Origin of the sequence: Dysgonomonas hofstadii, assembly GCF_014196915.1 — a bacterium.
GTDB lineage: Bacteria > Bacteroidota > Bacteroidia > Bacteroidales > Dysgonomonadaceae > Dysgonomonas > Dysgonomonas hofstadii.
This window is the reverse complement of sequence record NZ_JACIEP010000019.1, coordinates 63,540-84,470: the sequence shown is the minus strand read 5'-3', so window position 1 is coordinate 84,470 and position 20,931 is coordinate 63,540. Positions and strand designations below refer to the sequence as shown.

Here is a 20,931-nt window from a genome sequence, read left to right as displayed (position 1 = left end):
GATTTTTTGTAACTTTTGTATCAAGACAAAAGTTGAGAAAACAAGCCGACAGGCGCGTTAGTGAAATTGAACGATTATTTATTACAATCATAATTCCAACTACTGATTGGCATGCTTAATAATATTTTACTTTTGGGACAGTCTCTTCTGATTCACATTATTAATAAACAAATAGATCATAGTAATTGTTATAAAATAATAAGTACACTTAGTATATAACAAATTAAACTGACACATTATGAAAACGAGCATGAATCACAATTCGCTAAAAATCGATGATAATTTTGTCATGCGAGTTTCCATATAACCATTAAAAACTAAATTATCGTATGAAAAATGATCTGTTCTATTCAGTAAAACAAGCGGTTAAGCATTGGTGGATATCTCCACTGATCGGTGTTATAGCTATTATTCTCGGATTTTGGTCATTATCAAACCCGGGTACTACTTTGGCTCTTTTGGGAGCGTTTTTTATAGCCGGTTTTCTAGTAAGCGGTATCTTCGAAATTATTTTTGCCCTGGCAAATAAAAATACACTAAAAGGATGGGGATGGACTCTCGCCAGCGGTATCATAGATATACTTTTTGCTCTGCTATTGCTTGCCATGCCGATAAGTACAATAGCTGTACTGCTTTTCATGGTCGGTTTCTGGGTGATGTTTCAATCCATTTGGGCCATTGGCGGGGCAATAGAGCTACAACGTAATTCTGTTAAAGGATGGGGATGGATTCTCACATTCGGTATATTAGGAGTGATCCTGTCTTTCATACTTATTGCCAACCCTGTATTTGCTGCCGGATTTATTATTTATATGTTGGCTTTTGCCCTGTTCTGCTATGGCGTTTTACGTATCTATTACGGATTCAGGCTCCGCAATATTCATAAAGATATTGAGGAAGAATAAGGAGCATCTTGCTAATATTTAGGTTTAAGGTTGTATATTTGCACTGAATATACAACCTGTTTTGTAATAATATGTCACACCCTATTATCAGAAACAAGGCAAGTAAAGAAGACAAGATCATATACTCCCTCCTCTTCCTTTTTGCTCTTCTTGTATGCTTTTTCAACACCAAGAATTCTCCATTCTACCTGTTTAATGACTGGTGCGATCCTAATATCTATTTCTCGATAGGCAAAGGTGTATTCAATGGTAAAATCCCCTATAAGGATTTGTTCGATCACAAAGGACCTCTCATATTCCTTATTTATGGTATTGGATACCTGATTTCCAATATGACGCTATCGGGCATATTTCTCATACAGGTATGCTTGTGGACTGTGAGTATGATATATGCTTATAAACTATCGATGTTATTCCTCGACAGGACTTTTTCGTTTACCATCGCCCTGCTCTACTCCACGCTCCTATATAGTAAAAGTGGTACAGGAGGATCGGCCGATGAGTTTATAGTACCGGCCATTACTATTAGTTTCTATTATTTCATTACTTTCTTTGTATCTCAGTACAAGGAAGATCATCTCCGCCACAAAATCATGCTGATACAAGGTATTTGTTTCGGCGTGGCGTTTTTTATCAAATTCAGTGTGGCTGTTTTTTGGATACCGCTTCTACTATCTATATACTATCAGTCTTATTCGGCGAAAAAGTATAAAGAAATGGCATATGATGTTCTGTATTTTCTTGGTGGATTTATGGTGTTATGTGTACCTATCTGCCTTTATTTTGCGGTGAATGGAGCATTTGATGACTTTATTTTTGCTTATTTCCGATTCAATTCGATGTATGCGAATACAGGCTTCGATTTCGATGTACTGATGAACATTGTTGCCCGGACGATAAAATTGGTATTGGGATTTTATATTGCCTTCCCCCTTGTCTTGTTTGGATTGGGAATGCTACTGTTTTCGAGGAAATATATAAAGGAAAAGGCCCCTCGAATGGGTATTTTCTTCGCGTTCGTCTTACTTTATCTACCGATGGTAAACAGTGTGAACCACAACCTGTACGCATACATAAATCTTTATATATTCGCATTAATGGGACTGATTATTCTGGTCAGCATTTTAGCTAAATATATCAAAATAAAATATCGATATACATTGGGGGCGCTTGCTATTGTGGTGGTGTTATTATTGAATATCTACAATCAGGGATTCTTACTATATTCGCCAAATATGCTCAATGCCGATAAAAGTAAAGTATGGCAAAATCAATTTGCCGAAATTATCAATAAAGAACCAGCCCCTACCTTACTCGATCTGGGTTTAGACAAGGGTGTGTATACAGCAGCCAATCTTGTACCGGCATATAAATATTTTTTCCATCCATTGATCGACGACAGGTTGTTTCCGGAAATAAGAAAATCACATGAGGAATTAATAAAAAACAAGGAGCCGTTTTTTGTTATATCATCAGGATTTAGTTTCCCTTATCTGGAAGAGAATTACGAAGTTATTTCAGAATACGTGGAGTCGGAACACAGCAGTATATTTTTATTCAAGAAGAAATGAAAAATTTACCGATAGGATATAATATTACAAAAGATTCTGAATCAAAATAGAAGAACGTAAATAACTCACATTTTTAATAAATATTTATCTAATATGAGAGTATTGATACAACGGGTAAGTCAGTCGTCCGTCACAATAGAAGACCAGATAAAATCATCTATTTCGGATGGAATGCTTATCTTTGTAGGAATAGAAAACGAGGATAGTGCAGAAGATATGGAATGGTTGTGCAAAAAGATCATCAATCTTCGTATTTTTAACGATGACAACGGTGTTATGAATAAATCTATCATTGAAGCCGATGGCGAAATATTGGTAGTATCGCAATTCACACTGCATGCTTCAACCAAAAAAGGAAACCGTCCATCATATATAAAGGCGGCGAAACCGGATATTTCCATACCTTTGTATGAAAAATTCTGTGAAACGCTTGAACAGCATTTTCAGAAAAAGGTGCAAACCGGAGAGTTTGGCGCAGATATGAAGGTATCACTGATAAATGATGGACCGGTGACAATCTGGATGGACTCGAAAATAAAAGAATGATGACAATAGAGGAAGCACAAAAAGAGGTGGATAGCTGGATCAAAACCATTGGAATCCGTTATTTCAGCGAACTTACCAATATGGCCATACTTACCGAAGAAGTGGGCGAACTGGCACGCATTATGGCACGCACATACGGAGACCAGTCGTTCAAAAAATCAGATATGGGTAAAGACTTGGGAGACGAAATGGCTGATGTATTGTGGGTGCTTATCTGCCTGGCTAATCAGACGGGAGTTGATCTCACCGAAGCATTTAAAAAGAATCTGGAAAAGAAAACCAACAGGGATAAAGAACGACATATAAACAACGATAAATTAAAATAACATGGCAGAAGTAAATAAATACGAGGATACACTCAAGTTGTATGATACCAACCTGAATGATGCTGATATCACTAAAAAAGTAAATGACATCATAAGTAAGAAATTTAAGGAAAATGATAAGCCGGAGGTATACAAAAAAATATATTCCTGTATAGATCTTACTTCTTTGAATTCGACCGATACACGCGAAGGTATCTGGAAATTTACCGATGGTGTAAACACTTTCGACGGAACTACAGATATAGATAATGTAGCTGCCATCTGTGTATATCCTAATTTTGTAGAAACAATAAAAGAAGCTCTTACCGCTGACGTGAAAATAGCAGCCGTGTCGGGAGGATTTCCCTCATCGCAAACCTTTATTGAAGTAAAGGTAGCCGAAACAGCTCTCGCCGTAGCCAACGGTGCAAACGAAATAGACATCGTGCTGAATCTTGGTTTCTTCTTTGAGGAAAACTACGAAGAACTGGCTGAAGAGATTGACGAAATAAAACATGCCTGCCGCGATGCCCACTTGAAAGTAATACTGGAAACAGGAGCATTGAAATCGGCATCGAATATAATGAAAGCCTCTGTCCTATCCCTTTATTCGGGAGCAGACTTCCTGAAAACATCTACAGGAAAAGGTTACGAAGGTGCTACCCTGGAAGCTGCCTATGTGATGTGTACTGCTATCAAAGAATACGAAGCCAAAACTGGTCGTAAAGCCGGGTTTAAGGCCTCCGGTGGTATCTCCACTACCGAAGATGCCGTGAAATACTACACAGTAGTAAAGGAGATTTTAGGCGAAGAATATATGACTAATGAATTCTTCCGCATCGGGGCCAGCCGTCTGGCAAAGAATCTCCTCGATAGTATCAATTCATAATTTATAACCCATAATTCATAACTAAATAACATGGCAACAGCATTTCATAATTTATCATCATACAATCCTGAAACAGTACCAAACGGAGCCGATATGAGAATAGGTGTAGTAGTTTCGGAATGGAATGAAGCAGTAACCAGCAAATTGCTTGAGGGAGCATTAAAAACATTAGTAAAACATGGAGTGAAAGAAGAAAATATTATCACTGATTTTGTTCCCGGCAGCTTCGAACTCATTTTCGGATCAAAACATCTGGTAGAAAATAAAGAGATCGATGCGGTGATAGCATTAGGTTGTGTGGTAAGAGGCGATACTCCTCATTTCGACTATGTGTGCAGTGGTGTTACACAAGGTATTGCCGACATGAATATCCGCTATGACATTCCTTTCATATTCGGCTTACTTACAACAGATACTATGCAACAGGCCGAAGACCGCGCAGGAGGCCGGCATGGCAATAAAGGTGACGAATGCGCAATAACAGCATTAAAAATGGTGGATTTTTATCGCAGAAATTTGGAAGAATAAATAAATATATTACCTTTGCATTCGCTAAAGAATTTTGGGCAGTTACCAAAGTGGCCAACTGGGGCTGACTGTAACTCAGCTGACTTACGTCTTCGGAGGTTCGAATCCTTCACTGCCCACAACATACTTTGCGGAAGTAGCTCAGTTGATAGAGCATTAGCCTTCCAAGCTGAGGGTCGCGGGTTTGAGCCCCGTCTTCCGCTCTGATGAAAAGCGACTACAGAAATGTGGTCGCTTTTTTGTTTACAAAACTAAGTATTTAAAAATTAAACTTATACAAGCTATAAAAAAATCTATATTATGAAAAAACTTATATTATTATCCGTATCCTTCTTTCTTACAATTGTAGTCTCAGCACAGATGATAAATACCACAATTCCTATTACCGGATTGGGTGAATTTGCCTTAGGGATGACTCCCGAAGAAATGATTGAAGTCCTTGAGCAAAGTAAAAGTAGTAATTCTAAAATATCAGGAATATTTGACGGAGAATCTTCATTAAGCATAACAAACCTGAAATGCTTCGGATATTTGTTTGATGAATGCTATTTCACGTTCTCAGACAATAAACTCAACCGTATCAATTTTTCGATGGATTTTGATAAAAAAAATAAAGAACCTAAAGAATTCGAAGAATTACTATCTATACTGGAAGATGATTATGGAAAATTACCTTACCAAAAGCAAGGTTTACCTTCTATATGGGAAAATGACGATAAAACAAAGATCATGTTTTTTCTAAAAAACGAAAAGAAAAAGACACGAATAACAATTGCTGTAATGAGAGATATATTCAATTTAAACAACACGATGATATACAAATAGTGGTAATAATTGATTTAAAAAATTATGAAAAAATTACTCATAATACTTGTCTTTTGTGGAATAATAAACCTTACTTCACATGCTCAGCAACAATTTTATGCCATAGATGGCAGTGAGTGGGTGACAGAGAAAGACCGTGATGCACGCGAAAAATTGTTGTGGGACGAATTTTATGTCTATGCCAGCTATATCAAAAAACAAAACCTACCCGAAGCTGAATTAATAGAGACTTACTCTTCCCTGATGGATCTGTTTAAGGACTTTTTCACTACATGCAGGAAGATTAATGCAGGACTTAAAACTATTATTGATGAAAGAGGTCAGGAGTTGGAGTTGATAAAAACCAAAATAAAAATAGATCCTGTAACAGCCCGAAACAAAGAAATGTTTTATGAAAAAGACCTGAGAATAATTTTCGATCTTGGCTTAGACCAATTTGATTTGATTTCCACCTATACCAGAGATATTGTAAATTATAATATCGGAGAATCAGTGAAGGTACCGCGGGTAGATATAGAACGATATACAAATAACGCGACTAAAATAGCAGCAGCAGGCCCCAATTTTACCAAATTGGCCACTGATCTTCAAGAGGTTTCTGACAACTATAAAGGTAAAGCTATACTCGAGGCTGTAGCCAAAGAAAATCAGATCAATCAAAAAGATATATATTATACTTTTGATGGTCGCGAGTATAAAACCCTTAAAGGGCGCAACAATTACGAACAGCGCCTGAAAGACAAATACAATAAGATTTTTGATCTTATAAAAGATGATGTAAAAGACTCTCAGGATATAGAAAATTTACGAGATGTTGTATTCGATACTTTAGATCTTCTTCAAGAAACAAGAACTTTCAATGGCTTACTCGGGTTTTTAGAGAATGACGAGCTAAGAAAGAAAGCAAAAAAAGAATTCCCAAATATCGACTTTACTCCACATACTTCACGTAACAAGGAAATCTGTAATATAAAAAATATATATGATGCATATGATTCACTATTGGGTGTATTTGAGATACAGGCAAGCGTCATGGAATATCTGGAGAAAACACATAAAGAGAATATAAAAGCAAGGAATAAAGGGGGAACAACTGTCATGTCTTTAACGATTGATGTGAACGAACACAAAGATTCTTATGGTGTCACCCACAGCGAATTATTCGCTAAAGCGACTAATGCTGCGAAAAAATTAAATCTATTCTTCCCAAAATTGGTGGCTTTCTACGAAAAAGAAAAGCAAAAAATGAAATAATAAAGGCTACATGAATGTAGTCACTTATTTATGGGACTATCCCTTCCTAAAATAAGTTTTTTGTGTCAACTTACGCTAGGAAATTCAAACAGGAAAAAAGAATACTATCATATAAAAATGGATAATGGATATGAATGGTACTCCGAAATATGGGGACTTATTACAGACATAAAAAATGACTATATAGAATTGAATATAAATATGCAAAATTTAAGTAAAACCATAGGGGTTGAAATAGATACGAAATAGAAATAACTATAGAAAAAATAATTGTCTATATATCATTTCCGTAAAAATAGGCTACCTTTGCAATCCAGAACCATCGTAAATCCTCATGGAAGAAATAAAATATAATCACTCTATTCCCCTTCAGATACGCTTCAATGATGTAGACAAATTCGGACATGTTAACAATGCGGTTTACCTCAATTTTTATGATACGGCAAAAACAAATTATATTGGCACTGTATGTCCGGATGTGAATTGGGAAAAAGATGCTATTATTGTCGTTTATATAGAAGTGATCTTTAAAGCACAGATATACGGAACAGACAATATTGATGTACAAACAGCTGTTACTGCCATTGGAACAAAGAGCTTTGATCTTAGTCAACAGATCATTGATACTAAAACGAATGAGATAAAATGTATTTGTCGTTCAACTATGGTAACTTATGATTTGACAGAACGAAAAACAATACCATTAAAAAATGAATGGATAAAAGCCATATGTGATTTTGAGGGCAAAGATTTAAGAAAAAAGAAGTAAATATGATATTTCCGGCTAAAAGTCAGATATTCTTCATATTACGATAAACATTTTAAATATCCATTCTCTTTTACTTACGATTTTGTATCTTTATGCCTTAATTTAAAACACTCTAATAATGAAGGGAAAAATACTTGTAACAGGAGGAACCGGATACATCGGTTCACACACTGTCGTAGAGCTACAGAACGCAGGTTACTCTGTAGTGGCCATCGACAATCTGTCTAACTCCACCACCGATTCTTTGAACGGGATAGAAAAAATTACAGGAATCAGGCCTGTATTTGAAAAACTCGATTGCAACGACCTCGAAGGTTTGAGGAAACTTTTCAAAACACACCCTGATATCAAAGGCATTATCCACTTTGCGGCTAGCAAGGCTGTGGGAGAATCAGTGCAAAAACCCCTACTCTATTATCGCAACAATCTGAATTCGCTGATAAATCTGCTGGAGTTGATGCCTGAATTCGGAATTAAGAACATTGTGTTTTCTTCTTCATGCACAGTTTACGGAGAACCGGACAATAATCCGATAGATGAGACCGCACCCGTGAAACCGGCAGAGTCACCATACGGAAATACAAAGCAAATAAACGAAGAAATAATAAAGGATGTGGTTCGCTCGGGAGCCGATATCAACAGCATCATACTTCGCTACTTCAATCCTGTGGGAGCACACCCTACAGCAGAAATAGGCGAACTGCCGAATGGTGTACCTCAAAACCTCGTGCCATATATCACCCAGACAGCAATGGGTATACGTGAGCAATTAAGCATTTTCGGAGACGATTATAACACTCCTGACGGCTCATGTATACGTGACTTCATAAATGTGGTAGACCTCGCCAAAGCGCATGTAATTGCCGTGAACAGGATGCTGGGTGAAAAATCAGCAGATAAAGTAGAGATATTCAACCTGGGAACAGGTCGTGGGGTATCGGTACTGGAACTGATAAAGGTATTTGAAAAAGTATCGGGCGTTAAACTCAATTACAAAATAGTAGCCCGCAGGGAAGGCGATATTGAAAAAATATGGGCCGAACCTAAACACGCCAATACAGTATTGGGATGGACTGCCAAAGAAAATATTGAAGATACGATGGAATCTGCCTGGAAGTGGCAATTGAAACTTCGGGAAAAGGGAATAATGTAAGCCAAAAATATAAATTAAGGAAAGGGTGGTAAGATTAACCACCCTTTCCTTTTTCTACTCTATCGGAATATAAATCTCTGTTTTCAGTTTCTCCTCCGGCGTATTATCGGGATTGTTCAGGTATTTTTCAAATCCCTGCTCCATCCTTAACTGATAGCCGCTTTCAGGCAACCATTTTCCATAAATTGAATTGAAAACAGTGTATAAATCACTGTATGGCCCCACATAAGTAAATACAGCGAACTTACCTCCGGCAATATTCCTCACCCCTACTTCGCCTTTTGGTTCAACGGGTTTATGCACCACGAGGCATACATCTGTCCTCAGTTTATCCGTATCAGTTACTTTAGGATCGTCATAACTGGCGGTCAAATGCTCTATGCCCGCCGTATATAATTTATGCTCTTTCACAAAAGCCCACAACTTGCCATAGGCTCCGCAATAGTCCATTGTCTGATAATTACCCTGCAAACGCACATAAATAGCCTTTTTAGGCTCTGCCTCTATTATCCTTGGGGATTTTAACTTTACATCCGAATTGATCTGTAACGGCTTCATAATAGTGTGATTTTTATTATTTCTGTATTCTATTGGTGAGATACCATAGAATTGACGGAAAACCTTTGTCAACGAAGAGGGTACATTATAACCTACGTTGTAGGCAATATCATGAACAGGCAGAATGGTGTATCTTAAAAGCCGAGCTGCAGTCTCAACCCGCATTCTTACAACAAATGCGCCAACAGATTCACCCACAATACCTCTGAATATCCTGTGGAAATGATATATGGAGAATTTAGATACTTCGGCCAGTTCATCCAGATTAATTTCTCTATCCAGATTACGTCCGATGTGCTCTACGACCATATTTATCCGTTTGGCATATTCTTCTTTCGTCATCGTTTTTTGTTCCATCATTCTATATTGATACCGGTACAAAATTAAAGAACACATAATTATTTCACTTTTCCAAACTTGCTATCTTTATTTTGATGAAAAGAAGAAAGAGTACCATTGGTACTCTTTGGAAGGTTTTGTGTAGTTTGAAAAGTGTGATAAAAATTGGGGATCTAATTCATTCAGTACAAAAATATATGTTGAATTGCACATATTTGTTAACATTTATCATTCCTAACCACAAGTTTGAAAATTATTTCATCCCTTGACAAAATGCCATCTATAAGTAAAAATTCAGAATAATCTGAGCAGAATTTAAAGAACACAACAATCCCTCACATTGTAAATATTTATAATTTTTTACAATGTAAATTACTTATATAATGAACTTTAATTCATGTTTACAACTTTATTGTTTCTAAAGTCGGAAGGAGTCAGTCCTGTTATTTTTTTAAACGACTGATAGAAAGAAATGCGGTTATTAAACCCGACTTCGAGGGCAATGGCATCTATGGAAATGAGATCGGACTTTTCATCCGACATTATTTTTATCGCTTCTTTTATCCGGTACTCGTTGATGAATGTATTGAAATTTTTTCCGGTAGTTTTATTTATTGCTTTCGATAAATAGTTCCTGTTAACATTCATTTGTTTCGACAAAGATTCGAGTGTAAGGTCTAATTCCTTAAATACTTTTTCAGTCTTTATCAACTCATGTACCTCCTTCATCAGCATTACATCTTCTGCAGCAGGTTCATCCTCCAGGTCTTTTCCAACATCAATATTCTTGACCGGGACATCCACTTTTTCAAACACAGTGGCTGTACTGCTTGCCCAATCCTGATTTTTTTGAACCAATGCCCGGTAGGCATTACGATTTCTACGATACAATATGATAAATACTACAAGTCCCAAGGATATGAACATAATAATGAGAACCCCATAAAGAAAACGCTCATTATATATTTCTTTCTGATACCTCAATTCCTCACTCTGGGCATTGTTCTCGGCTTCAAAGAGTTCCTGCTCGGCACGCATGATGTGTGTACTGTTATACTTATTCAGATAGCGTTCGTTAAAAGCGATGGTAGAGTCCATATAGGCAGTAGCCATAGCTTTATCACCAGTCTTTATATAATATTCGCACATCAAGGGATATAACGATTTGTAAAGATCATTATTCCCGGATTTTTCTATATATATCAATGACGAATCTATCAGTTGTCCGGCTTTTCTCATGTCTCCCTTCCCAAAGTAACATTGTGCAAGCCCAACTGCCACATCAGATGCCGATTTATAAGCATTTTTATCGAGCATATACGCAAACCCTGCCCTGAAATAAGGAATGGCCTCATCATATCTTTTTTTCTTTATAAGATTATACCCCAGGTTTGTAAGAGCTATTCCATCATAAATAGTCCTGGATTTTACTTTATCAGAACTATTATATGCTAAACGAAAATAATAATCGGAAGAGTCTATCTTTCCTTTCAGGCTGTAGTATATCCCTACCGTATTTATTGCTTTCAGGTTAGTTCTGTCTATATATAATTTTGATGGCACCATAGCCTTTCGAAGATAAGGCATGGCTTTGTTATAATCCTTGAAAAAGAAATACGCTTCCCCTATACGAAAACTAATAGCTTCTTTCAGGGGAAATTCTTCATCTGATACATTCTGTAAAGCTTTATCCATAGAATATATCTGCTTGAAGGCTCTTGCATATTTTGCCCTCCTCCAGTACAAATCAAAAGCGGCTTCCATAGACCTCATCTGCATACATGCATCTTTCATTTTTGCAGACTCTTCACTCAATTGTATCAGCTTATCGGCTTTGTGGAATATTTGTGCTTCATCTTCTTCTGGTAAACAAAAGATTTCAAGTAATCCGGCTTCTTTCAGCAGGAGCGGACTATTCTTCTTTTCGGCAATCTGCTGCATTTTTCTTATCTCCTCTTTTCTCTTTTCCAAAGGCAGATAAGCAAAAACATCTTCATAATATTCATAGAGATCGTTTACCGTTTCCTTGAATCCGTAGTCAGCATAATTGGAAAAAATGGTATCAGAATTGAAAAAGACTACCTTATTATATTCTTTAATAAGAATACTATCCTCCTTGTTTTCTGCCTTGGATGTAGCAGGAAATAAAAGAGTAAAACAGATAAACAACAGTACTGTATTAAGAAAATACTGTGAAAAATATTTGTGCATTTTTGTATTAAGAGCTTGCCTTTTTATTAAATAATGTTGCAATTTAACAATTGCTTTTCTAAACACAACCATTTTTTAACATAAAAGTAGCTATTTAGCTACTTTTATATTTGCTTGTGTACTACTTGACTACTTTAACCTAAGTATGATTTAAGCTTTTCCAGATCTGAAAAATCTTTAACAATACCATAGGTATAATCTTTCAAAAAGCTTTCGGACAAAGTAGTAGCTACTCCTATAACCCGCATGAACGCATATGTTGCAGCTTTTATACCTGTGAATGAATCTTCGAAAACAGCGCACTCGCCCGACTGCACACCAAGATTGGTCTTCGCCAAAACATATCCCATAGGATCGGGCTTTCCTTTTTTGATGCTATCGGAAGTAATTACAGTATCAAATGTGTCTGTCAATGATAACTGATCCAAAACCACCTTCACTTTTGCGGTGGGTGAACTGGTAACAAGTCCTGTTTTATAGCCGGCATCTTTCAAATACTCTATAAAGCCAAGAACACCCGGAATCACTAACTTTGTGTAATCAATAGACTGCTCCATGTCAGAACAAGCTTTTCTTATAGCCTGTTTTTCTTCAAAAGTAGAAATGGCAAAATAGAGCTCTATTATCGAATTAAGGGTCATCCCCTTTATAACTGCCGCAAAATTGTTTATTTTCAGCCTGTTGTTGTCTGCTATACTACTCCAAAATTTGTCGTACTCTTTCTCTGTATCCACCACAACTCCGTCTAAACCGAATAAAACAGTGGTAATCTTACTTTTTGCCATTCTTGTATAGTTTAAATATCTTATCAATAACAAATTTAAACAAAGTAATACATTTTTTCCCGGTCTGCAAATTGGTATAAGATAAAAAAAGCAGGAACCGTATTGTAAACGTTCCCGCCTTGTTTTATTCGTCTGTAGGAATTGCTTATTTGTTTTCCTTTTCGTATTTTTTATCTAATGCTTCTGCTCTTTTACCGCTTTCGGGGTGAGAAGAGAAAAGCTGTCTTACTTTACTGGTATCAACATTGGCATCCTCCTGTAGTTTTTGAATAACACGAAGAGCCGAAGCCATAGACTTAGCATCTTTTCCACATTTTTTAAGCAATTCGTAACCATAGCTGTCTGCTGCATATTCTGCTTTCTGAGAGAATTGCGCACCTGCCAGAGCTTCGCCAAGTTCTCCCAATTGAGAATCGGTAAGAGCCGCAGCTGTATCGCTGGTGGAACCGGCTACATCTTTAAGCGCAGAGGTAAGAAGCGCTTTTTTAAATGCATCTTTCGAGTCTTTATTCACAATGTGAGCTATTTCGTGACCTACAATGCCTAGTATTTCGTCGTCTGTCATCAGATCCATTAATCCTGCAAAAACACGGATACTGCCGTTAGGACAAGCAAAGGCATTCTGATCTACCACAAAATATGCCTTAATGTCCATTCCTTTTCTTTCGCTTTCGGGAATCTGGTTTACTATCTTTTCAAGACGTTGTGCATACTCCCCTCTGTTAGTGGGATCTGTTGTAGCGCAAACCGGGTTGTTTGCATCCATCCAATCCATATATTCCTGAGCGTACTGAGCCATCTGGGCATCGGTAAGGGTAAAAGCCTGAGCTGCTTTTTTAGCTGCATCAAGGTGTTTGCTGTTAATTTTTCCAAATTGGGCATTTGCCGTATATGTGCATGAAATGACCAGGGCTAACGCAAGTAGTAGTTTTTTCATAAATAAAAGTGTTTGAGTTTGTAAATAAAAAAAATATGTAAATTATTAGTGTTTTTCGAGATGCAGTATAGGATATCCTTTACCTTCTCCGTCGTATTCGGAGCGATCTATTTCAACAAATCCAAGATGATAATAAAAGTTTAAAGCCTGTGTGTTTTGTTCGTTTACATCTACCCTGCGGGCATTCAATGTATTTATAGCATAATCGAGCAATACTTTCCCTATACCCGATCCACGGCTTTCGTTGTCAACGAATAACATTTCTATGCTATCATCCGTAACACCAAGAAAAGCCTTTATAATTCCTTTTTCATTTTTGTACACATAAAGTGATACATGCTGAAAATAGATAGGTATATGAGATTTGTAAAATTCAAAATCTTCATCCGATAGAAAAGTATGGGTTGCTTTAACTGCACTTTCCCAAATGTCTATCAGTACTGGATAATCTGCTTTATTTGCCTGACAAATCATTGTTTTATAATAAATTAGATTGTAATTAATCTTAAAATATTGCCTTTTTAATCCAAGATTAACACTTTTCCGTCCTCAAATTTATTAAATGATACGATTCTGGAGAAATCCTGAAGCAATATTTTTTCATTTATGGACATTATATACTTTACCGGAACCTTTCCTATAAATGATGCCCACTCGGAATAAGTACTCGGAGGGCCTACTATATAGGAGCATTTAGACAAGGCGTACAAATCCTTAGCTCCCGATGAAGCCGGTATGGTAAAGTAATCCAGTCCCTGAAAATTAGCAAGTTCTATTTTTTCATTCGAGCATAACAAAAACTTTGCTTTCTTCCCTTGCAATTTCAACTGCTCCGCAATTGTTTTCATCACATAGTAGTAGTCTTCATCGACATAATAATATATGCCATCGAGCCATTCTTTATAATCACCTCTGCGAATATGCACTCCTACTATGGTATAATCAGCATCAAACGACGAAAAAACAGAATCTACCGGATCTGTTATTTCTTGCTTAAAACGAAAGATAGAACGTATTTCATCAGCCTGGCGTTCTACTTCTCCGGCATTACCTAAACGGTTTGGCCAACCCTCTATCATATTCCACCCCAACAGGCGGGAAAAAATATTCGGCTTTCCGTTTTGTACCCAGCCTCTTACTTTTATGGAATGAATGAATTTCTTCAGTAGTTTCCGGGGAGCAAATTTTATAAACCGATTCCTGTTCAGATTCTCGAAGTCGGCAGAATACTCGTTAAAGTTGATGATCAATACTTTTTCGTTGTATTCCAACCCATATGCAACAGACGGTACAATCGACCATATTCTATTACATAATTGCCCCGGAGAATCATAGTTTATAATCATTATTTTAGTAGTTAACAAGTTCACAAGTAGACGAGATACGAGTTAAAAGACTTGTTTACTTGTATCTTGTTTACTTGTTTACTACTTCAAACATTGAAACGGAAGTGCATAATATCACCATCCTGAACAACGTATTCTTTGCCTTCTACACTCATCTTTCCAGCTTCTTTCACTGCTGCTTCCGATCCTAAGGTAACAAAATCATTGTATTTTATCACTTCGGCACGGATAAATCCTTTTTCGAAGTCGGTATGAATAACTCCGGCTGTCTGCGGTGCTTTCCATCCGGCAGTAAATGTCCATGCGCGCACTTCCTGCACCCCGGCAGTAAAATATGTTTGCAGGCCAAGAAGCTTGTAAGCGGCTTTTATCAGACGTGCAACACCCGATTCAGTCAAACCTATTTCCGAAAGGAACATTTCACGTTCTTCATAAGTTTCAAATTCAGCTATTTCCGATTCTATTTTTGCCGCCACAATCAGTATATTGGAGTCTTCATCTTTTATAGATTCGCGCACCTGCTCTACATAGGCGTTACCCGAAACAGCACTGCCTTCGTCTACATTACAAACATAAAGTACAGGTTTGTAAGTAAGCAGATAAAGCTCTTTAGCTATCTTTTCGTCTTCTTTATTATCGAATTTTACCGTACGGGCAGATTTGCCTTGTTCCAGCACTTCTTTGAACTGCACCAGTATATCATAAGCTCGTTTGGCCTCTTTGTCTCCACCTGTCTTCGACTGTTTTTCTACTTTTTGTATACGGGCCTGTATCGTTTCAAGGTCTTTCAGTTGAAGCTCTATATCGATGATTTCTTTATCACGAACAGGATTTATACTACCATCCACATGAGTGATATTATCATCATCGAAACAACGCAACACATGCAGGATAGCATCTGTTTCGCGTATATTGGCAAGGAATTTATTTCCCAAACCTTCCCCTTTACTTGCACCTTTTACCAGTCCGGCAATGTCTACTATCTCTACAGTAGTAGGTACTATGCGGTTAGGTTTTACCAGTTCGGCAAGCTTATTCAGCCTCTCATCCGGAACGGTTATCACACCCACATTAGGTTCGATAGTACAAAAAGGAAAGTTAGCCGATTGGGCTTTCGCGTTCGATAAACAGTTGAAAAGTGTAGATTTTCCCACGTTAGGGAGTCCCACTATACCACATTGTAATGCCATTATTTTCTCTTAGTTTTATTTTCAGGCTACAAAGATAGGACTTTTTATTCAGTTAACAGTCAACAGTTATCAGTGAACAAAAATATACATTATATAAGAAGTTATTTCCTTTGTTCACCTATATCGGCGGCAGCAGTAAATAAAATATCGGTAGACGAATTAAGGGCTGTTTCCATCGAATCCTGTATCACACTGATAGTCATTCCCACACCAACTACCATCATTGCAGTATCCACAGGAATATTAAATAAACTGCAGGCAACAGGAATAAGCAGCAGAGATCCTCCCGGTACGCCAGATGCCCCACAGGCACCCAAAGCAGAAACAACGCTAAGCAGTACAGCTGTTAATATATCCACTTCTATACCCAGAGTATGTACAGCTGCAAGGGTAAGCACCGTAATGGTAACGGCAGCTCCTTCCATGTTGATGGTTGCTCCTAATGGAATGGACACAGAATAGGTATCTTCATGTAGTTTCAGTTTTTTGGCAAGTGCCATATTCACTGGGATATTGGCTGCCGAACTGCGAGTAAAGAAAGCCGTGATCCCACTTTCTTTCAGGCAAGTGAAAACAAGAGGGTAGGGATTCTTTCTTATTTTCCAATATACGATTATAGGATTGACAACTAAAGCGATAAATACCATAGTACCTACCAAAACCAGAATGATGTGAAGATATTCAAATAAAGTTTCTACTCCTGTAAGAGCAATAGTAGATGCTACCAATCCGAAAATACCTATTGGTGCAAAACGGATAATAACCCTGACTATGGACACCATAGCATCGGACAGATCGGTAAAAATCTGCTTGGTATTATCCGATGCCTTCCTCATAAAAATACCAATACCTATAGACCAGGCCAGTATCCCAATAAAGTTAGCATTTAAGACAGCATTGACCGGATTATCGACAATCTTAAATAAAATATCTTTGAGTACCGCAAATATACCTGACGGCGGCAAAAGGTCTGTTTCTACCGATTCTTTAAATGTGATGACCGATGGAAAAAGAAAACTTGCCGCTACGGCTATTAATGCGGATAGGAAAGTACCCAACAAATAGAGCAGAAGCACAGACTTTATATTCGTTTTTTGTCCTGCCTTATGATTAGTAATGGATGATATAATAAGCAAAAAGACCAACACGGGCGCGGCTGCTTTTAATGCATATAAAAATACATCACCTAACAAACCTACAGATACAGCTATATCGGGTAAAAATATACCTAACAGTATTCCCCAAATTAATCCTATAGATATTTGTAATACAAGGTTACCACGTAGTATGAAATTCTTTATAGTCATAATATTTCGAAATATACTATCTTGTTTAATGGAATATACAATATTTATTATTTATCTGATTTTATACGTTTTATATTTTTATAAATACAGATTTTTTATATAAATAGTAACAAAACAGCCATTCCAGACCCAATACAACACATGCTGTAATAACAGCTAACGGGTGTTCGGGAATACTTATCAATCCACCGAAACCTTTTACAAATATACCTACAAATCCATTAAACCATTGATGCCCCATAGTTTGGGTCAATAAATAGATAAGTATAGAATTCATTCCTACAATAGCAAAAGGAAATACTATTTTACTTTGCTTCATGATATCTATAAACCAGAAACAAAATGCCAAGGCTAAAATTGTCCATCCACCCGATGCAAATACAAATGAAGCAGTAGAAATCCGTTTAATAATGGGAACAATACCGGCAAAATCTAAACCATAACCTATAACAAGAAAACCTACTCCCAAAAGAGTCATATATTTCAATTTATTTAAATTGCTGATAGCCGGATCAAACATTAAACGGCCGGCAATAACACCCCATATTGTATGAGCCGCAGTAGGAATACAATTAATAGCTACCCATCCGCCACCGGAATTCATTTTACCCATCAAAACAAGATCCATCCAGGAACCAAAATTCTGATCTTTAACATAAGGATGATCAAACCCCCCGACAGGGAAAAATCTGTATGTTAAATCTGTAAAAAGGAGTAAGGCAATAGAGATAATCATCTGCCATTTTATATCGAGTTTCATTATAGCGTAAGCGATAAGTATAGTAACAGACATCTGGGCGAGTACATTCCATAGTTCCCAAACCAACCTGTTATTATAGGCACATTGAATAGTTACACCCATCAGAAGAAGAATAAAACAACGCTTCAGAATATGTTTCCAGTTTTGCTTATAACTAACACCTTTAGCTTCACGATTAGCTAATGACACAGGCATAGCCACTCCTACTATAAACATAAAGAATGGTTGTATCAGATCCCAGAAACGTAAACCATTCCATTCATGATGATGAAATTGCTCCCATCCTAAAATATCATATAAACCTGTTGTTTCGGCTACTAGTAAAAACATAGTCACTCCCCTGAAGAAATCGAGTGATAATACCCGGTTTTGTGCTTTATCCTTTTGCATATATATTATTTCTATTAAGTAATATTAAAATAGTTATTCAGAGAAAGAAAAGAGAAACCCCAAAAACACTTATTACAGCTCCAATCACTTCCTTTAAAGTAACCTCCTGCTTAAAGAACAGGCGGGAAGGCAATAAAATAAAGATAGGTGTAAGTGCCATTAGTGTGGAGGCAATACCGGCTTCTGTGTATTGCACAGCCATAAGTGAAATTGAAACCCCTATAAACGGACCGAAAATAGTTGCACCCAAAGCTGCTCCGGCACCTTTACCATCATTCTTTACAGCAAGGAGAGTATTGAATTTTCGTTGATATCCCATTATAAGGAGAAATCCAAAAACTCCTGTGATAGCACGAATAAAGGTAGAGGCAAACGGTATCATGTCATTTACAGAATTCATGCTGTCGTGAGGAATACTCAATTTATAGTAATTCATACCAACTTTGCTCAGTACGAGACCCACTCCCTGCCCCACTCCGGCACCAATGCCAAGTAAAACTCCTTTTACCGGCAATTTCAACCCTATTTTGTGAGTAGTTCCCCTATTAAAAATAGAAATACCAATTCCCGTAATAGTTACCAGCATGCCTGCAACAGCCTGCAAAGGCATACGCTCGTCCAAAATTATCCAACCGGAAAAGGCGGCTGCAATGGGCGCCAATGTCATAAATAACTGCCCAAAACGGGAACCAATAAGAATATATGAGTTAAACAAACAATAATCACCCAACACATAACCCACAAAGCCTGATAGTGACAACCAGAACCAGGTTTCGCCATCAGCATATAATGGTACAGGAGATCCTGTAAACCACCATAGAGTAATACCCAGCATAACCAAAGAGAGTGTCATGCGGATTACATTCATTTGTAACGAACCCAGTCGTTTACTGCCAACTTCAGCAAAAAGAGCCGTCGCCGTCCAGGAAACAGCTACTCCCAACGAAAGTATTTCACCTAAATAAGCCATACTTTTTTTATTCGGGAATGAATAAAAAATAAATCACTTAATAAGAAGTGGTAATACGTTATTTCTTTATCACTTTGTCTATAACAGTTTTGGCAGTTTTTTCCATTATTTCATAAGCTATTGCGTTAGGGTGCACACCATCGTCTCCATAAGCTGCCTTCAAAGCATTATTATCGTCTTTCAATACAGGAAAATAATCTATATACGCAAAGCCTTTTTCCTTTGCATATGCTTCTATAGCCGCATTTAAAGCCATTATCTTTTCGGGCACATTTTCTATAGTCGTTCTCCATTTGTACCCGGCAGCTGGTGTTACCGACGAAAGAATGACCTTTATACCGTTAGCATCGGCAAGTTCGGCCATTGACATAATATTTCCGAGCGTAAAATCGTGATCGTACGGACCTGTATTTTCCGCTATATCGTTTGTGCCAATATTAATTACGACAGCTACCGGCTTCAGATTTATCACATCCTGACGAAACCGGGATAGTAGTTGCGGACTGGTCTGACCACCAATACCACGGCCTATATAATTATTTTCTTTAAAGAAATCAGGGCGCTGTCTTACCCATCCTTCGGTAATAGAATTACCAATAAATACCACACGTTTTTCCTCTTTGGCCGGAGCAGCTAGTTCAGCATTTGCCTTTTCGTATTTCTGTAAGTTTATAAGTTCATTGAATTTCTGTGCATTGGCAAAAAGACAAAAGAAAGATAAGATAACAACGAAGACTAATTTTTTCATGAATATTTATATTTAATGTTTCCTAAAACCTGAATGTATATCCTACACTATAAAACAGATTATTGCCGTACGGAGAGTTATCATCCTGCACTACATCATATTGTATCATGGCTATCATTCCGCCAAGGCGCAGTCCTCCGCCAACAAGGAACGAAGGTACAAATTTACTTTCACTTACTTTCACGCCGTCATTCCATTTTACACTTTGCCACATACGGCTTATTTCGGGCTGAATACCGATCACAATATATTCGATAGGATAAAACCTGCCAAAGAGATCGAAACTAACGTAACTGCTACTCCATTTATAGTCATACGTCTTATCCTTAAAATACGTATATCCAAGTCCTGCCCCTGCCGTTAAATATTTATTGAAATCGTATCCTACCTGCGGGGAAATACCTACCACTGTATAGTCTCCAAATTGTAAACTTAAATTACCTCCGAAAGAAAGTTTCGACATATCAAACGATGAACCCGAAGAACTTCTATTATTCGATTTTGCAGAGGTGGCCGTTGTTGTCGAACTTTTACGCTGATCATATACATTTCCTTTATTATCAACATAAATCTGTGCCTGTAAAGCAATAGTCATACTAAATAGCAGAGCCATAAAAATCATCTTTTTCATATCTGATAAAATTT

At 37.2% G+C, this 20,931-nt stretch carries 23 protein-coding genes and 2 tRNA genes; 13 read left to right on the top strand and 12 right to left on the bottom strand.

The genetic code is table 11. The annotated features are described in order from the left end of the window. The first annotated feature begins 329 nt into the window (after window positions 1–329). The 13 genes from GGR21_RS18730 (at window position 330) to galE (ending at window position 8,745) form a co-directional block, all read left to right on the top strand. Window positions 330–905 (top strand): HdeD family acid-resistance protein, encoded by a 576-nt coding sequence (locus GGR21_RS18730; RefSeq protein WP_183308796.1) that lies wholly within the window; start codon window positions 330–332, stop codon window positions 903–905. A gap of 71 nt (window positions 906–976) precedes the next feature. Then, on the top strand, window positions 977–2,476 hold the full coding sequence (locus GGR21_RS18725) for a glycosyltransferase family 39 protein (protein ID WP_183308795.1): 1,500 nt from the start codon (window positions 977–979) through the stop codon (window positions 2,474–2,476). A gap of 93 nt (window positions 2,477–2,569) precedes the next feature. Beyond that, entirely contained in the window at window positions 2,570–3,022 is a 453-nt protein-coding gene (dtd, locus tag GGR21_RS18720) for a D-aminoacyl-tRNA deacylase (protein WP_183308794.1), read from the top strand. Next, entirely contained in the window at window positions 3,022–3,348 is a 327-nt protein-coding gene (locus tag GGR21_RS18715; protein ID WP_183308800.1) for a nucleotide pyrophosphohydrolase, read from the top strand. The genes dtd and GGR21_RS18715 overlap by 1 nt, the downstream gene beginning before the upstream one ends. Window position 3,349: 1 nt before the next feature. Then, entirely contained in the window at window positions 3,350–4,216 is an 867-nt protein-coding gene (deoC, locus tag GGR21_RS18710) for a deoxyribose-phosphate aldolase (RefSeq protein WP_183308793.1), read from the top strand. Between the two features lie 30 nt (window positions 4,217–4,246). Continuing rightward, the gene (ribH, locus tag GGR21_RS18705; protein ID WP_183308792.1) at window positions 4,247–4,744 is read left to right on the top strand and encodes a 6,7-dimethyl-8-ribityllumazine synthase; all 498 of its coding nucleotides are present in this window, start codon (window positions 4,247–4,249) and stop codon (window positions 4,742–4,744) included. 36 nt (window positions 4,745–4,780) lie between these two features. Beyond that, window positions 4,781–4,863: transfer RNA gene (locus GGR21_RS18700), tRNA-Tyr, on the top strand. Window positions 4,864–4,874: 11 nt separating this feature from the next. Beyond that, window positions 4,875–4,947: transfer RNA gene (locus GGR21_RS18695), tRNA-Gly, on the top strand. Between the two features lie 97 nt (window positions 4,948–5,044). Further along, window positions 5,045–5,569: a hypothetical protein gene (locus GGR21_RS18690; RefSeq protein ID WP_183308791.1), complete on the top strand. Its 525-nt coding sequence runs from the start codon at window positions 5,045–5,047 to the stop codon at window positions 5,567–5,569. A gap of 24 nt (window positions 5,570–5,593) precedes the next feature. After that, entirely contained in the window at window positions 5,594–6,823 is a 1,230-nt protein-coding gene (locus GGR21_RS18685; RefSeq protein WP_183308790.1) for a hypothetical protein, read from the top strand. Window positions 6,824–6,940: 117 nt separating this feature from the next. Further along, complete coding sequence (locus tag GGR21_RS21000; protein WP_262890074.1) at window positions 6,941–7,072, top strand: hypothetical protein; 132 nt, start codon at window positions 6,941–6,943, stop codon at window positions 7,070–7,072. A gap of 85 nt (window positions 7,073–7,157) precedes the next feature. Further along, entirely contained in the window at window positions 7,158–7,592 is a 435-nt protein-coding gene (locus GGR21_RS18680) for an acyl-CoA thioesterase (RefSeq protein WP_183308789.1), read from the top strand. Window positions 7,593–7,710: 118 nt separating this feature from the next. Further along, complete coding sequence (galE, locus tag GGR21_RS18675; protein ID WP_183308788.1) at window positions 7,711–8,745, top strand: UDP-glucose 4-epimerase GalE; 1,035 nt, start codon at window positions 7,711–7,713, stop codon at window positions 8,743–8,745. Window positions 8,746–8,799: 54 nt separating this feature from the next. Here the strand turns inward: galE and GGR21_RS18670 are convergent, their stop codons facing one another. From GGR21_RS18670 to GGR21_RS18615, 12 genes are all read right to left on the bottom strand, one after another. Then, entirely contained in the window at window positions 8,800–9,660 is an 861-nt protein-coding gene (locus GGR21_RS18670) for an AraC family transcriptional regulator (protein WP_183308799.1), read from the bottom strand. A gap of 372 nt (window positions 9,661–10,032) precedes the next feature. Beyond that, window positions 10,033–11,853: a helix-turn-helix domain-containing protein gene (locus GGR21_RS18665; RefSeq protein ID WP_183308787.1), complete on the bottom strand. Its 1,821-nt coding sequence runs from the start codon at window positions 11,851–11,853 to the stop codon at window positions 10,033–10,035. A gap of 134 nt (window positions 11,854–11,987) precedes the next feature. Beyond that, window positions 11,988–12,638, bottom strand: a complete 651-nt coding sequence (locus tag GGR21_RS18660) for an HAD family hydrolase (protein ID WP_183308786.1) — start codon at window positions 12,636–12,638, stop codon at window positions 11,988–11,990. Window positions 12,639–12,783: 145 nt separating this feature from the next. Beyond that, the gene (locus GGR21_RS18655; protein WP_183308785.1) at window positions 12,784–13,575 is read right to left on the bottom strand and encodes a M48 family metalloprotease; all 792 of its coding nucleotides are present in this window, start codon (window positions 13,573–13,575) and stop codon (window positions 12,784–12,786) included. Between the two features lie 45 nt (window positions 13,576–13,620). After that, entirely contained in the window at window positions 13,621–14,049 is a 429-nt protein-coding gene (locus GGR21_RS18650) for a GNAT family N-acetyltransferase (protein WP_183308784.1), read from the bottom strand. Window positions 14,050–14,096: 47 nt separating this feature from the next. Beyond that, window positions 14,097–14,921, bottom strand: coding sequence for an alpha-1,2-fucosyltransferase (locus GGR21_RS18645; RefSeq protein WP_183308783.1), 825 nt, complete (start codon window positions 14,919–14,921; stop codon window positions 14,097–14,099). An 86-nt stretch (window positions 14,922–15,007) separates the two neighbouring features. Further along, window positions 15,008–16,111: a redox-regulated ATPase YchF gene (gene ychF / locus GGR21_RS18640; protein WP_183308782.1), complete on the bottom strand. Its 1,104-nt coding sequence runs from the start codon at window positions 16,109–16,111 to the stop codon at window positions 15,008–15,010. A 101-nt stretch (window positions 16,112–16,212) separates the two neighbouring features. Next, complete coding sequence (sstT, locus tag GGR21_RS18635) at window positions 16,213–17,418, bottom strand: serine/threonine transporter SstT (RefSeq protein ID WP_183308781.1); 1,206 nt, start codon at window positions 17,416–17,418, stop codon at window positions 16,213–16,215. 70 nt (window positions 17,419–17,488) lie between these two features. Beyond that, a complete protein-coding gene (locus GGR21_RS18630) occupies window positions 17,489–18,568 on the bottom strand; it encodes an acyltransferase family protein (RefSeq protein ID WP_183308780.1) in 1,080 nt (359 codons plus the stop codon). A gap of 37 nt (window positions 18,569–18,605) precedes the next feature. Beyond that, on the bottom strand, window positions 18,606–19,538 hold the full coding sequence (locus GGR21_RS18625; protein WP_183308779.1) for a DMT family transporter: 933 nt from the start codon (window positions 19,536–19,538) through the stop codon (window positions 18,606–18,608). A 58-nt stretch (window positions 19,539–19,596) separates the two neighbouring features. Then, complete coding sequence (locus tag GGR21_RS18620; protein ID WP_183308778.1) at window positions 19,597–20,286, bottom strand: SGNH/GDSL hydrolase family protein; 690 nt, start codon at window positions 20,284–20,286, stop codon at window positions 19,597–19,599. 22 nt (window positions 20,287–20,308) lie between these two features. Beyond that, window positions 20,309–20,917 carry a hypothetical protein gene (locus tag GGR21_RS18615; RefSeq protein ID WP_183308777.1) on the bottom strand — a complete coding sequence of 203 codons (609 nt, stop codon included), beginning with the start codon at window positions 20,915–20,917 and terminating at the stop codon, window positions 20,309–20,311. Between the last annotated feature and the right edge of the window lie 14 nt (window positions 20,918–20,931).

Coding starts and splice junctions, on each gene's coding strand:
- GGR21_RS18620 (WP_183308778.1), bottom strand. CDS start 20,286: ATGAAAAAATTAGTCTTCGTTGTTATCTTATCTTTCTTTTGTCTTTTT.
- GGR21_RS18625 (WP_183308779.1), bottom strand. CDS start 19,538: ATGGCTTATTTAGGTGAAATACTTTCGTTGGGAGTAGCTGTTTCCTGG.
- ychF (WP_183308782.1), bottom strand. CDS start 16,111: ATGGCATTACAATGTGGTATAGTGGGACTCCCTAACGTGGGAAAATCT.
- GGR21_RS18680 (WP_183308789.1), top strand. CDS start 7,158: ATGGAAGAAATAAAATATAATCACTCTATTCCCCTTCAGATACGCTTC.
- sstT (WP_183308781.1), bottom strand. CDS start 17,418: ATGACTATAAAGAATTTCATACTACGTGGTAACCTTGTATTACAAATA.
- GGR21_RS18645 (WP_183308783.1), bottom strand. CDS start 14,921: ATGATTATAAACTATGATTCTCCGGGGCAATTATGTAATAGAATATGG.
- GGR21_RS18725 (WP_183308795.1), top strand. CDS start 977: ATGTCACACCCTATTATCAGAAACAAGGCAAGTAAAGAAGACAAGATC.
- galE (WP_183308788.1), top strand. CDS start 7,711: ATGAAGGGAAAAATACTTGTAACAGGAGGAACCGGATACATCGGTTCA.
- GGR21_RS18660 (WP_183308786.1), bottom strand. CDS start 12,638: ATGGCAAAAAGTAAGATTACCACTGTTTTATTCGGTTTAGACGGAGTT.
- GGR21_RS18690 (WP_183308791.1), top strand. CDS start 5,045: ATGAAAAAACTTATATTATTATCCGTATCCTTCTTTCTTACAATTGTA.
- GGR21_RS18715 (WP_183308800.1), top strand. CDS start 3,022: ATGACAATAGAGGAAGCACAAAAAGAGGTGGATAGCTGGATCAAAACC.
- GGR21_RS21000 (WP_262890074.1), top strand. CDS start 6,941: ATGGATAATGGATATGAATGGTACTCCGAAATATGGGGACTTATTACA.
- dtd (WP_183308794.1), top strand. CDS start 2,570: ATGAGAGTATTGATACAACGGGTAAGTCAGTCGTCCGTCACAATAGAA.
- GGR21_RS18685 (WP_183308790.1), top strand. CDS start 5,594: ATGAAAAAATTACTCATAATACTTGTCTTTTGTGGAATAATAAACCTT.
- deoC (WP_183308793.1), top strand. CDS start 3,350: ATGGCAGAAGTAAATAAATACGAGGATACACTCAAGTTGTATGATACC.
- GGR21_RS18655 (WP_183308785.1), bottom strand. CDS start 13,575: ATGAAAAAACTACTACTTGCGTTAGCCCTGGTCATTTCATGCACATAT.
- GGR21_RS18670 (WP_183308799.1), bottom strand. CDS start 9,660: ATGGAACAAAAAACGATGACGAAAGAAGAATATGCCAAACGGATAAAT.
- GGR21_RS18650 (WP_183308784.1), bottom strand. CDS start 14,049: ATGATTTGTCAGGCAAATAAAGCAGATTATCCAGTACTGATAGACATT.
- GGR21_RS18615 (WP_183308777.1), bottom strand. CDS start 20,917: ATGAAAAAGATGATTTTTATGGCTCTGCTATTTAGTATGACTATTGCT.
- GGR21_RS18665 (WP_183308787.1), bottom strand. CDS start 11,853: ATGCACAAATATTTTTCACAGTATTTTCTTAATACAGTACTGTTGTTT.
- GGR21_RS18630 (WP_183308780.1), bottom strand. CDS start 18,568: ATGCAAAAGGATAAAGCACAAAACCGGGTATTATCACTCGATTTCTTC.
- ribH (WP_183308792.1), top strand. CDS start 4,247: ATGGCAACAGCATTTCATAATTTATCATCATACAATCCTGAAACAGTA.
- GGR21_RS18730 (WP_183308796.1), top strand. CDS start 330: ATGAAAAATGATCTGTTCTATTCAGTAAAACAAGCGGTTAAGCATTGG.